The organism is Pseudomonas sp. (assembly GCF_036387035.1).
GTDB lineage: Bacteria > Pseudomonadota > Gammaproteobacteria > Pseudomonadales > Pseudomonadaceae > Aquipseudomonas.
This window is the reverse complement of record NZ_DASVUM010000074.1, coordinates 1-12,559: the sequence shown is the minus strand read 5'-3', so window position 1 is coordinate 12,559 and position 12,559 is coordinate 1. Positions and strand designations below refer to the sequence as shown.

The 12,559-nt window shown below is 59.6% G+C and carries 12 protein-coding genes and 2 pseudogenes; 7 read left to right on the top strand and 7 right to left on the bottom strand.

The genetic code is table 11. The features are described 5' to 3' along the window. From VF672_RS06690 to VF672_RS06680, 3 genes and pseudogenes are all read left to right on the top strand, one after another. Positions 1-508: pseudogene (locus VF672_RS06690) on the top strand (hypothetical protein); the annotation flags it as partial. Continuing rightward, positions 508-927: a phage holin family protein gene (locus tag VF672_RS06685; RefSeq protein WP_331102756.1), complete on the top strand. Its 420-nt coding sequence runs from the start codon at positions 508-510 to the stop codon at positions 925-927. The pseudogene VF672_RS06690 and the gene VF672_RS06685, both read left to right, overlap by 1 nt. Then, positions 924-1,763: a DUF3618 domain-containing protein gene (locus tag VF672_RS06680; RefSeq protein ID WP_331102754.1), complete on the top strand. Its 840-nt coding sequence runs from the start codon at positions 924-926 to the stop codon at positions 1,761-1,763. The genes VF672_RS06685 and VF672_RS06680 overlap by 4 nt, the downstream gene beginning before the upstream one ends. Before the next feature lie 69 nt (positions 1,764-1,832). On the opposite strand, the gene VF672_RS06675 is transcribed toward VF672_RS06680, so the two are convergent. Beyond that, positions 1,833-2,690 (bottom strand): SDR family oxidoreductase, encoded by an 858-nt coding sequence (locus VF672_RS06675; protein WP_331102752.1) that lies wholly within the window; start codon positions 2,688-2,690, stop codon positions 1,833-1,835. Positions 2,691-3,130: 440 nt separating this feature from the next. Here VF672_RS06675 and VF672_RS06670 point away from each other — a divergent pair, with 440 nt between their 5' ends. Both VF672_RS06670 and VF672_RS06665 read left to right on the top strand, forming a co-directional pair. Next, positions 3,131-3,511 (top strand): RidA family protein, encoded by a 381-nt coding sequence (locus VF672_RS06670; protein ID WP_331102750.1) that lies wholly within the window; start codon positions 3,131-3,133, stop codon positions 3,509-3,511. Positions 3,512-3,633: 122 nt separating this feature from the next. Then, entirely contained in the window at positions 3,634-5,628 is a 1,995-nt protein-coding gene (locus VF672_RS06665; protein WP_331102748.1) for a U32 family peptidase, read from the top strand. Positions 5,629-5,681: 53 nt separating this feature from the next. Here VF672_RS06665 and VF672_RS06660 read toward each other — a convergent pair whose 3' ends face one another. Beyond that, positions 5,682-6,011: a hypothetical protein gene (locus VF672_RS06660; RefSeq protein ID WP_331102746.1), complete on the bottom strand. Its 330-nt coding sequence runs from the start codon at positions 6,009-6,011 to the stop codon at positions 5,682-5,684. Positions 6,012-6,297: 286 nt separating this feature from the next. Between VF672_RS06660 and pcsA the strand changes: the two genes are divergently transcribed. Next, positions 6,298-7,017, top strand: coding sequence for a phosphatidylcholine synthase (gene pcsA, locus VF672_RS06655; protein WP_331102744.1), 720 nt, complete (start codon positions 6,298-6,300; stop codon positions 7,015-7,017). 95 nt (positions 7,018-7,112) lie between these two features. Here the strand turns inward: pcsA and VF672_RS06650 are convergent, their stop codons facing one another. After that, positions 7,113-7,574: an Lrp/AsnC family transcriptional regulator gene (locus tag VF672_RS06650; protein ID WP_331102742.1), complete on the bottom strand. Its 462-nt coding sequence runs from the start codon at positions 7,572-7,574 to the stop codon at positions 7,113-7,115. Positions 7,575-7,778: 204 nt separating this feature from the next. Between VF672_RS06650 and VF672_RS06645 the strand changes: the two genes are divergently transcribed. Beyond that, entirely contained in the window at positions 7,779-8,939 is a 1,161-nt protein-coding gene (locus VF672_RS06645) for an aminotransferase class V-fold PLP-dependent enzyme (RefSeq protein ID WP_331102740.1), read from the top strand. Between the two features lie 71 nt (positions 8,940-9,010). Here the strand turns inward: VF672_RS06645 and VF672_RS06640 are convergent. From VF672_RS06640 to VF672_RS06625, 4 genes and pseudogenes are all read right to left on the bottom strand, one after another. After that, positions 9,011-10,260 (bottom strand): annotated as a pseudogene (locus VF672_RS06640) (IS256 family transposase). A 224-nt stretch (positions 10,261-10,484) separates the two neighbouring features. Beyond that, the gene (locus tag VF672_RS06635) at positions 10,485-10,892 is read right to left on the bottom strand and encodes a hypothetical protein (RefSeq protein ID WP_331102738.1); all 408 of its coding nucleotides are present in this window, start codon (positions 10,890-10,892) and stop codon (positions 10,485-10,487) included. A 114-nt stretch (positions 10,893-11,006) separates the two neighbouring features. After that, positions 11,007-11,429 (bottom strand): hypothetical protein, encoded by a 423-nt coding sequence (locus VF672_RS06630; RefSeq protein WP_331102736.1) that lies wholly within the window; start codon positions 11,427-11,429, stop codon positions 11,007-11,009. Then, positions 11,426-12,559: RHS repeat-associated core domain-containing protein (locus VF672_RS06625; RefSeq protein WP_331102734.1), on the bottom strand; the 1,134-nt coding region annotated here is incomplete at its 5' end. The genes VF672_RS06625 and VF672_RS06630, both read right to left, overlap by 4 nt.

Below are 12,559 nucleotides of genomic sequence, written 5' to 3'. Positions count from 1 at the left end.
CGGGCGTCTGGCCCGGGAAAACCCGGCACTGTTTGTCACCGGCAGCGTTGCGGTGGGCTTCGGCCTGTCCCGGTTCCTGCGGGCCAGCAGCACCGACCTGACCGCTTCCACCCAGGCCGGCCCTTCTGGCGCAGGCGACGGGCCCAAGTACTCGTCAGCGGAGCGTGACGGTGGCTTCAGCGCCGGAACGGGTGAACGTGGCGAAGGCGACTCCTTGCAGGCGCGTCACCCGTACACGGGCGATGCCCCGCGCGGCGCGCCGATCCAGACGCCGGATCCTCTTGCGCCCAACGACCCCACCGCACAGGGCTCGGCCACCACCGACCTTGATGACGGCGCAGGCATCCAGCAGTCGGGGGCCGAGCTGGGGAGTTTTAATTCAGATCCCGGCACCGCGAACCACACGGCTTCTATCCCGACCCCTACTCCCGGTACCACAGCATCGCCATCCACCACTGCATCGCCATCGCTTTCGCCTGATAAGCCTGCGTCACGAGGAGAACTCTAATGTCGATCAATTCAGACCTTCCACCCCGCAGCAACGGCGACAGCGACACCTCGGTGCTCAGCCTCATTCGCCAGTTGACCCATGAAGTCCCGGCCTTGATCAGCGAAGAACTCGCGTTGGCCAAGGCCGAGATCCGCACGTCCGTGGCCACCGCCAAGGCCGCCGCAGCCGCCCTCGCCGGGGGCATGGTGATCATGCTCGCAGGCCTCGTCATTTTGTTGCTGGCCGCCGTTTATGCGCTGGCCATGGTGGTGTCGCCGTGGCTGGCGGCATTGATCGTTGGCCTGGTCGCGATGATTGTCGGCTTCATCATGATTCAGTCCGGTAAGAAACACCTTGAAGCCACGCACCTCGCCCCCGAGCGCACCGTGAACTCGCTTCACAAGGACAAAGACGCCATTCAGAGGAAAGTCTCATGAGCATCGAAAGCAACTTTGCCACCGACGACGAATATGGCCGCACCAGCAGCGAGCCCGTGGACGGAAACAGCCCGGATGCCATTGAGCGCAACATCGACGCGCGACGGGCCAACATCGAAAACATCGTCGATGCATTGGAAAACAAGCTGTCTCCGGGGCAGTTGATTGACCAGGCGCTGGCCTACACCAAAGAGAACGGCGGCGAGTTTTTTGGCAACCTGGGCACCTCCGTCAAGAACAACCCCGTGCCTGCGTTGCTCACCACCGTCGGCGTGGCCTGGCTGATGCTCGGCCAGAATCAGAAACCCACTCCCCACACTGGCAGCAGCGGGCCGTCGATGTTTGGCGAACTGGCGGACAAGTTCAGTGGTGCCGCCCACAGCGTCACCGAGGCGTTCAGCGGAGCGACAGCCCACGCCCGCGAATCGGGCCACCGTGCCAGCGATAAGGCCAGCCAGTTTGGCGAGTCCGCCAGCCACACCTTCGGTGACTTAAAGCAGCAGGCGGGTGCCCAGACCGACGCGCTGAAAGAGAAATGGTCGTCATCGGCGGGCTCCGCACAAGAGACGCTCATGCGCCAAAGCCGTCAGCTGCAAGGCAGTTTCCAATACATGCTGCGCGAACAACCCCTGGCGCTGGCGGCCATGGGCATCGCCTTGGGCGCAGCGCTCGGCGCGGCACTGCCGAGCACCGAGAAGGAAAACAAGGTCTTCGGCAAAGCCAGCGATCAGGCTGCCCGCAAGGCCAAGTCCGCGGCCAGTGAAGCGTGGGAAACGGTATCGGATGCCGGCGTCAATATGGCGGACGACCTCAAGAGCACCGTCAAGGGCACATGAGGCTGCATAGGTCGTAAACGAACAAAGGGGCTGCGTTGGCAGCCCCTTTGTTTTGTGACGCGTCAGCGTTCAGAGGATCGGCTTGCCACCGGTCACCGCGTAACGCGATCCCGAGATATAGCTGCCTTCATCGGACGCCAGCAGCACGTAGATCGGTGCGACTTCCACTGGCTGGCCAGGACGACCCAGCGGCGTCTCTTCGCCAAATGTCTTGACCTGCTCCTCTGGCATCGTCGAGACAATCAACGGGGTCCAGATCGGGCCTGGTGCAACACTGTTCACCCGAATGCCGCGGTCGCCCAGCAGCTGCGCCAGGCCTGCGGTGAAGTTGGCGATGGCACCCTTGGTGGTCGCGTACGCCAGCAAGGTAGGCTTGGGCGAATCGGAGTTAACCGAGCTGGTGTTGATGATCGAACTGCCCGACCCCATGGACGGCAAGGCTGCCTTACAGATCCTGAACATGGCCGTGATGTTGAGATCGAAGGTCTTGACCCATTCCTCGTCCGGGATTTCCTCCAGCGACTCATGGGTCATCTGGAAGGCCGCGTTATTGACCAGCACATCGATGCGGCCGAATTTCTTCACGGTCTCGTCGACAATGCTCTGGCACTGCGCTTTCTCGGTCAGGTCGCCCGGCAGCAGCAGGCACTGGCGGCCGGCCTCTTCGACCCAGCGAGCGGTTTCCTTGGCATCTTCGTGCTCATCCAGGTAGGAGATGGCAACGTCCGCGCCTTCACGGGCGAAGGCAATGGCGACCGCACGACCGATGCCGCTGTCGCCGCCGGTGATCAGCGCGATCTTGTTGCTCATGCGCCCGGAGCCTTTGTAGCTGGTCTCGCCGCAATCGGGGTATGGCTCCATTCTGCTCTGATCGCCGGGAACAGGCTGCTGCTGAGGCTTGAAAGGCGGTTTCGGGTAATCAGTCATGTCGCTCTCCTTAAGGTGTCCAACGCAAAGTGGTCAGCGTTAAAGGTGGACTTGAGGGCCTCGGCAGGAGTTCGGACTTTTTCCGGCTGGACGTGATTGACGGTCTGGAAAGCGGTTCACGTCGATTCTTTCCGAATCGGGAACACTGTTTTGCAGAAAGATAGCTCGCTAACGGTTTCAACCGCTGCTAGTTTCAGTTGTGTTGAATCCGCCGATTTGACAACCCCCCCGGAGCCGCCTTCACGTCAGAGATAACGTGAAGGCGGCTTGCTTTTGGGCGGTGCTGGCCGTGTCCCTGTTGCAGGTTTGCTCGCCAACCGTCTCCCACGCTGCCCCTCCGGAGGCGCCCTCAAGCCTCCCTTTTCGCGACCAAGTCCGCCATCATGTGCGCCGGGGCTTCCCTTGGCCCGTTATCCCTCCATTGTTGAAGAGCGCTCACCATGGCAAACCACGGCATCACTTTCACGCCTGATCCTGACGGCGATTCCATTTCATCGGACGTTGCCGAGTTCGGCGGCCTGCTGGTCTCTACCCAGATCCCTACCCACGCCGACGGCAGCCTGGAACTGGGCGGTATCGTCGAACAGAGCGAATGCACGTTGCAGGCGCTGAAAGTGGCGCTGGAACGGGCCGGCAGTTCCATGGATCGCGTGTTGCACCTGACCATCTACCTCACCGACATGGCTGATCGCGCCGCTTTCAATGAGGTCTACAAGCGCTTCTTCGCCAAACCCTGGCCGGTGCGCGCCGCGGTCGGCGTGGCAGCGTTGGCCGTCGACGGTATGCGCGTGGAAGTCACGGCGATGGCCGCCAAGGCCTGACCTCTCGGGTTTCAAGGCGTCGGCGCAGGGCAGCCGACGCCATCGGGCAGCAGACGGGTGCCGGTCAGGCGTTTCACCGCTACAATGCGAGCCTTGACCGTGACCGTGCCGAATAAAAAATTATGTCTCTGCCCAAACATCACCTGGAATTGCTCAGCCCTGCCCGCGACGTGGCCATTGCCCGCGAGGCCATCCTGCATGGCGCTGACGCCATCTACATCGGCGGCCCCAGCTTCGGCGCGCGCCACAATGCCGCCAACGACGTCAGCGAAATCGCCCAACTGGTCGAGTTCGCCCGCCGTTACCACGCCCGCGTCTTCACCACCATCAACACCATCCTTCACGACAACGAGCTGGAGCCGGCGCGCAAGCTGATCCATCAGCTGTACGACGCCGGCGTCGACGCGCTGATCGTGCAGGACCTCGGCGTCATGGAGCTGGACATTCCACCCATCGAGCTGCACGCCAGCACCCAGACCGACATCCGCACCCTGGAACGCGCGCGCTTTCTCGATCAGGCCGGCTTTTCGCAGCTGGTGTTGGCCCGCGAGCTGAACCTGCAGGAAATCCGCGCCATCGCCGATGAAACCGATGCCGCCATCGAATTCTTCATTCACGGTGCTTTGTGCGTGGCCTTCTCCGGCCAGTGCAATATTTCCCACGCGCACACCGGGCGCAGCGCCAACCGCGGCGATTGCTCCCAGGCCTGCCGTCTGCCGTACACGCTCAAGGATGACCAGGGGCGCGTTGTCGCTTACGAAAAACACCTGCTGTCGATGAAAGACAACAACCAGAGCGCCAACCTGCGCGCACTGGTGGACGCCGGCGTGCGCTCGTTCAAGATCGAAGGCCGCTACAAGGACATGGGCTATGTGAAGAACATCACGGCCTACTACCGTCAGCGCCTGGACGACATTCTCGAAGACCGCCCGGACCTTTCCCGCGCCTCCAGCGGTCGCACCGCGCATTTCTTCCTGCCAGACCCGGACAAGACCTTCCACCGGGGCAGCACCGATTACTTCGTCACCGACCGCAAGATCGACATCGGCGCGTTCGACTCACCGACCTTCACCGGCCTGTTGGTCGGCGTGGTCGAGAAAGTCGGCAAGCGTGACTTGCAGGTGGTGACCCACGAGCCGTTGTCCAACGGCGACGGACTCAACGTGCTGGTCAAGCGCGAAGTGGTCGGCTTTCGCGCCAACATCGCCGAGCCCAAGGGCGAGTTCGAAGAGGACGGCGAGAAGCGCTACCGCTACCGCGTCGAGCCCAACGAGATGCCCAAAGGCCTGCAACTGCGGCCCAATCATCCGCTCAGCCGCAACCTCGATCACAACTGGCAGCAGGCCTTGCAAAAGACCTCGGCCGAGCGCCGCATCGGCCTGTCATGGGTCGCGCGTCTGCGCGAAGAGCGTCTGGAACTGGTGGCAACCAGCGAAGAAGGCATCAGCGCTCGCGTTGAGTTGAATGGCCCGTTCGGCGTCGCCAACAAACCCGAGCAGGCGCTGGAACAGCTGCATGACCTGCTGGGTCAGCTGGGCACCACGGAATACCACGCAACGGCGATTGAGCTGGACGCGCCGCAGGCGTTTTTCATTCCCAACTCGCAACTCAAGGCCCTGCGCCGCGAGGTCATCGAGACGTTGACCGCCGCTCGCATCAAGGCCCACCCGCGCGGTGCGCGCAAGGCAGAAACCTCGCCGCCGCCGGTTTACCCTGAAGCGCACCTGTCGTTCCTGGCCAACGTCTACAACGAGAAGGCCCGGCACTTCTATCACCGTCATGGCGTGCAGCTGATCGACGCCGCCTACGAGGCCCATGAGGAGAAAGGCGAAGTACCGGTGATGATCACCAAGCACTGCCTGCGGTTTTCCTTCAACCTGTGCCCCAAGCAGGCCAAGGGCGTGACCGGCGTGCGCACCAAGGTGGCGCCGATGCAACTGGTGCATGGCGATGAAGTGTTGACGTTGAAGTTCGACTGCAAGCCGTGCGAGATGCACGTGATCGGCAAAATCAAAGGCCACATCCTCGGCCTGCCGCATCCGGGCAGCGGCGTTCAGGTGGTAGGCCATATCAGCCCTGCAGACCTGCTCAAAACCATCCCCCGCGGCACGCACTGAGTCGGATCGACCGCCCGATCGCGCCGCAGCCTGTGAGGCTGCAGCGCGATTGATCAGCGGCGCGCGACTTCGTGCTTGATACAGCCTTCGTAATACACCTGCCTGACACCTTCCGGCCGCAGCCGCGACGGGCTGTCGTAGGTCTGTTCGGTAATGCCCAGCGCGCTCATGCGCATCCACTGCTGGGCGAAGTGCTGGGCCTGCATCTTCTTCCGTGCGCCGTACAGCGTCAGGCCCGACAGCTTGTATTGCTGCGCGGTGCCGGCCATCCCGGCGCCCCAGGTGCAAAGGTCACGTTCGTTCTTGCTCGGACTGCGCGCGAACGCCTGGGAAGTCACTGTAACGAGGAGGCAGAAGGTCAATACGGTCTTGATAAACGACATGCGATTTCTAGCCTAACTGACTGATCAGGCGGGGATTCTGAAGGGTTAACCGGCGCATGGGGGCCAGCATAATGCCTGCTTTGTGCGTCAGCCGACCAATGACACCTGCGCCGCGCTGTCTTGGGCCCCGGCGTCACATTTGAGTAACGAAAGCCGTCCCCGCCTGCTACCGTGTAGGGGTTACGTCTGAACCTTATCGCTCGATCCCCGGTCGATAGATGCACCTCCGGTTCCGTCGACTGCAGCCGTACCCGACTGAACCCGTTTATTTCCAGAAGGACCGTCCATGATTCCAATTCAACGCATTGCCTGGCTCAAGGCCTGGGGCGCCCATGGTTTTACCGCCACGGGGGTGGTGCTCGCCTTTCTGGCGACCATTGCTTTGTTCGATAACCAACCCAAGGCGTGCCTGCTCTGGCTGGGCATTGCCCTGATCGTGGACGGCGTTGACGGCTCGCTGGCGCGCAAGCTGAACGTACAGTCGGTCCTGCCGCACTTCGACGGCTCCGTGCTGGATCTGGTGATCGATTACCTCACCTATGTGTTCATCCCCGCCCTGTTCATCTACCGCTATATTCCGCTGCCCGAATACACCTTGCTGCTGACCACCTCGATCATTCTGGTATCGTCGCTGTTCTGCTTCTGCAACGTTGAGATGAAAAGCAAGGACAACTACTTTCAGGGCTTTCCCGCCGCCTGGAACGTTGTCGCGCTGTGTGTCTACATTCTTTCCCCGGCGCCGTGGCTGACCTTCATCACCGTGATTTGTCTGGCGCTGCTGACGGTCACGCGCATGAAGTTCCTGCACCCGTTCCGCGTCCGCCGCTTCATGCCCCTCAACATCGCGGTTACCGCTGTCTGGTTCTTCTGCAGCTTCCTGCTGGTGATGAACCATCCGTACAACGTCTCGGTGACGCTGTTTGTGTGGCTGGCCATGTCCGCCTACTTCCTGGGGATCTGCATCTGGCGCACGTCGATGGAGTGGATCGACAAAGCCCGCGTCTGATTATTCGGGCCACAAAAAAAGCAGCCATCGTCGTATGGCTGCTTTTTTTTGCGCCGGGTTTAGACCGAGCGGTTTTTATCTGAGCGCCGTGGGGCCTAAAGCGTGTGGTTCAACGGTAGCTGGGTGGTGGACTTGATCTGCTCCATGGCGAAGCTGGAGCTCATGTCGGTGATGCCGGACAGCTGGATGAGCTTTTTGTAGACCGCGTCGTAGCCCGCGATGTCCGGCACGACGATACGCAGCATGTAGTCAGTGTCCCCGGCCATGCGATAGCACTCGACCACCTCCGGCAGCGTTGCGATCAGGTCATGGAAGCGCCCCAGCCACTGGGCGTTGTGCTGATTGGTGCGAATCGCCGCGAACACTGTCACCGCGACATTTAGCTGGCGGGGGTCGAGCAGCGCCACCCGCCCACGGATCATGCCCTGCTCTTCGAGCTTCTGTACGCGACGCCAGCACGCCGTGCTGCCCAGGCCGACGCTGTCGGCGATTTCCGCAATCGGACGGGTACAGTCGTTTTGCAGGATGCTCAGGATGGCCTGGTCGAATTTGTCCATGAAATGCACGAAGCCTCAGTGAAGAGCTGTACCGGAAAGCGATAAAGATAGTCCAAAAAAGTGTAAGCCTAAAATATTATTCCGCTCGTGATGGTATTTTGGGAATCAGATTCTAGCGGGGCGGCAAATACCCGGTGAGGAATCAATTTTTTTTCACCCTGACGCTAGTAACATTTTCTGCACGACGGACAGCGCAGAAGCCTTATGAACACACTCCCTTGTTATTTCGATTACGCAGCCACCACGCCGGTCGATGACCGCGTCATTCAGGCCATGGTCACCTGCCTCGGCCGCGATGGTAATTTCGGCAACCCGGCCTCCTCCTCCCATGCCTATGGCAATCAAGCCCGACAAGCCGTTGAACTGGCGCGCCGCCAGGTGGCAGAGCTGGTGGGCTGCAGTGCCGACGCATTGGTCTGGACGTCTGGCGCGACCGAGTCCAACAACCTGGCGATCAAGGGCCTGGCGCTCAGCGCGAACAATGGCGGCCGCCGCCACCTCGTCACCAGCACCCTCGAACACAAAGCCGTCATCGACACCGTCCGCCAACTCGAGCAGGCCGGTTGCCCGGTGACCTGGCTCGAACCCGACAGCCGCGGCCTGATTCACCCTGACGCCGTGCGCGGTGCCCTTCGCGATGACACGCTGCTGGTCTCGCTGATGCTGGTCAACAACGAGCTGGGCACCCTGACGGACATCGCCGCTATTGGCCAGATCGTCCACGACCACGGCGCGCTGTTCCACGTCGACGCCGCTCAAGGCGCTGGCAAAGTGGCGATCGACCTGAGCGCATTGCCCGTGGACCTGATGTCCTTCTCCGCACACAAAACCTACGGCCCCAAGGGCATCGGCGCACTCTACGTCGGCGAACGCGCACGGCCGTTGCTGGAAGCGCAGATGCATGGCGGCGGCCACGAGCAGGGTTATCGCTCCGGCACCCTCGCGACCCATCAGATCGTCGGCATGGGCGCCGCTTACGCGCTGGCCAGCGCCGAAATGCATGAGGAAGTCGCACGCATCCGTGCCCTGTCAGCGCAACTGCGCGAAGGCCTGCTCAGCCTGGAGGGCGTGAGCCTCAATGGCGATCCAGAGCAGCGCGTCCCGCACACCCTCAACGTCTGCATCGCCTCACCGGGCTTCAACGTCGCCAGCCTGGCCAGCGAGCTGGCCGTCTCCTCGACCTCGGCCTGCAATTCGGCGAGCAGCAGCGTTTCTCACGTGTTGCTGGCGCTGGGGCTGAGTCAGGCTCAGGCCGGGAGCAGCGTGCGGCTGAGTCTGGGGCGCTATACGCAAGCGAGTGATGTGGAAAAGGCAATTGCGGTGATTGCCGGGAAGTTGAGTGCGCCGGCTACGACGTTTTGGTGAAGGGCCTGCCGGGACTGTCAGATTTTTTGTGTGCGGGCCGGTTACGGCCTGCCGTTAGGCAGGCCGTGCTTTTACCAGGTTGGTCTGATAAATCGATCTCCGTACAGAATCGCAAATTGATTCATCGCACTTTTCCAGTCATGGGCTGCAGAGCCCCAATTTGCAGTGATATTGCGCAGCCCAAGCCAGATCAGTTTGGTTGCCGCATCGTCGGTCGGGAAATGGCCACGAGTCTTGATGATCTTTCGTAGCTGAGCGTTGATGCTCTCGATGGCGTTGGTGGTGTAGATCACCTTTCGGATCGCTGGCGGGAAAACGAAAAATGGAATGACGCGATCCCACGCACGCCGCCATGAAGCTACCACCGTTGGATATTGCTTGCCCCATGGCCCGGCTTCGAACGCATCCAGCGCCTGTTCGGCCGCTTCGGCAGTGACCGCCTGGTAGATCGGCTTGAGCGCCTTGGCCAGTTCGCGACGCTTGTCCCAAGCCACATAATCAAGGCTATTTCGGATCAGATGGACGATGCAGGTTTGCAGTGTCGTGGCTGGAAAGACCGCGCCAAGGGCTTCCGGCATGCCCTTGAGTCCATCAGTAACGGCGATCAGTACATCTTCAACACCCCGTGTTTTGAGGTCGTTGAAAACCTTCATCCAGAACTTCGCGCCTTCGGTATTTTCGATCCAGATGCCGAGAATATCGCGTGTGCCGTCAGGCAGAACCCCCAGCGCCAGGTAGATCGCCTTGTTGCGCACCAGGCCCTCTTCGCGGATTTTCACCCGCAAGGCATCGAAGAAAATAACCGGGTACATCGGCTCCAGAGGCCGCTGCTGCCATGCTCCAATCTCGGCCATGACCTCGTCAGTGACAGAGCTGATGAAGTCAGGTGAAACATCCGTTCCGTACTGCTCGGAGAGGAACGCGCGGATTTCTCTGACCGTCATTCCTCGGGCATACATGGCGATAATCTTGTCGTCAAAACCGGTGTAACGGCGCTCGTGCTTGGGGATCAGAATGGGCGAAAAACTGCCGTCCCGGTCACGGGGGATGTCCAGCCGGATCGGGCCATCACCCGTTAAAACCGTCTTGCCGCTTTTGCCATTACGCTGGTTTTTTCATCCGCCGGGCGCTGCGCGCCCGGCGGATAGCCCAGATGATGACCGAGCTCGGCATTGAGGGCTCGCTCGATTAACGCCTTCTTGAACGCCGCGGAGGCGTCTTCGATGGCTTCAGCGGTCATCAATCCGCCACCGAACTGCTCAAGCAGCTCTTTTGGGATTTTCGGTAGCTCGCGTAACGCAGGTTTCTTTTTGGTTGGCATACATGCACCTCTTACTCATGTTATGCCCGAACACAAAATTTCTGACACCCCCGGCCTGCCGCGCGCCATCAAGGCGCGCATTCCATGATCCATTGGGCGACAACGCATCAAATGGTTCAGAGCGCTGGATGAACTGGTAGCTGTCCCCTCGCTGGCCAAAAGATCACGCCTACTCCGGCAACGCTCCTACCGCCCATTCGGGGGGGGCTACGCTTTAACCCCACTCACTCCGTATTTCTTCTAGCGTCATAGTTATCCCTAGAGGCGTGAGCCACTTCCTCGTCCACATCCTGAAAAAGCTTTTCAAGAATTCCCAAGGGAGTTTTCTTATTAACGCTTATAGCGATTCTTACATTGGTGTCGGCATCCTTTGAAAGGCGCTCGAATAATTCGTAAGAGAGCTTCCTCTTGCACGCCACAAACCACCTTGTATCAGCGTCAAAATCACACAGCACCTCCAAAACCTCTACCGGCACCGTTTTGTTGTGCGCAACCCATTGCCTATGATCAGGAAACCTTTCTATCACATCATGCCACACGGCAACTGGAGCCTCTTCCATGGCTGATCTGTCATATTCAGCTTTAATTTCGCTGTCACGCAAAGCTACAAATTCTTCGGCAGAGTTGATCATCTTACATCCTTGCACTTCAGCGATTTGAAGTTGATATTTTGTCCCGTTGTGCTTTTGTGTTTACTCATGCGATCACCATAAATATCAGCGTCGGCTACCCATGCTCCATCACCGCTAGTCCGCCTTACTCTCAAGCCCTTCAATTCTGCGCTTGTAATTTATTTTCGCGACACGCGCAACATCTTCGTTGCCATCCTGAACCAGTCGTTGAAGGATTTCTAAAGGAGTCTTTTTATTGGTGCATATCGCGACCCTGACGTCAGAATCGTTATCTTGAGAGAGGCGCTCAAACAATGCAGAGGAGAGCTTTCTCTTACGTGCCACGAACCACCTGGTGCTCACATCGAAATCACATAGCACTTCAAGAATCTCTACCGGCACGGTTTTGTTGTGCGCGACCCAACGCCTGTGATCCGGAAACCTTTCTATCACCTCCCGCCACACTGCAACTGGAGCTTCCTCCATTGCAGACCTGTCATATTCGGCCTTTATGGCACTGTCACGCAGAGCTACAAATTCTTCGGCGGACCTAATCATTTCACATCCTTACATTTTAGCGATTTGAAATTTATATTTTTTCCAACTGTGCTTTTATGTTTACCCATGTTGTCGCCGTATATGTCAGCGTCAGCCTGCCACGTACCACTAAGCGTATACACCTTCCACGCACTCTCTCCATGACCTGTTTTATCCTCCGACCACCACGTTGAAGAATCAATGTCTCGATAGTACTTCGCGTAACCCACGCCAGCGACGTTACCCTCACACGTCCGGTCGTACCGATTGACCTCCCATTTTTTTCTGCATGCACGTTTACAGTTTTGATTCGGTTTATCTGATTTAGGTTTTCGCCCTGGCCCAACGGGCGAACTTGCCAGCCCTAAAGGATCGACCCAGCCGATTGCGTTCGGCCCATATTGGTAGATGTTCAATCCACCTAAATAGCCAATCGGGTCCTTGCTGATGAACCGACCAACTCCAGGATCATAGTACCGATGGCGGTTGTAGTGGAGGCCGGTTTCGTGGTCGTGGTATTGGCCCTGGAAGCGGATAGGGTTGGTCAGGCCGATTTGTTTGGCGAACTCCGAGCGCTGCTCTTGGGCTTTGCCCCATGCCTTGTATTGCGCGCTCCAGGCGGTTTGGCCGTTTTGGTCGGTGAGTTCTTGCGGCGTGCCGAGGTGGTCGCATTGGTACCAGGCGAGGACGTCGATCGGCAGCGCTTTGGGTTTATAGGTCCAGAGCGGGTCTTCTTTGAAGTTGTAACGACCTTCGTAGGCCGGTTGGCTGACGAGGCGGATGGTTTCGTGACGGATGGCCTGGGCCACCGGGACGAATGTGCCGGGTTCGTGGATGTAATGGACGGTTCGGCCACGTCCGCCAGCGTATTGAGCGGGGCTGCTTTCCCACGCCAGATTGTCGCCATCCCAGCCGTACAGGGTGAAGCCGCAGCCGAGTTCTCGCTCTTTGCGGGCGTGTTCGTTTTCGTTCCAGCCGGTGCCGGCTTCAGGGCGCGGTTTGTGGTGCGCTTTGGAGAGTTTGTAGAGGCGGCGTCCGAGGGGATCGTAGGCAAAGTCGACGGTGAGGCGCGGATCGCGGAAATGTACGAGGCGGCCGAAGAGGTCCCAGTTGAGGTCGCTGCGCACGGCGTTGTTCCAGCGCTCGATCTG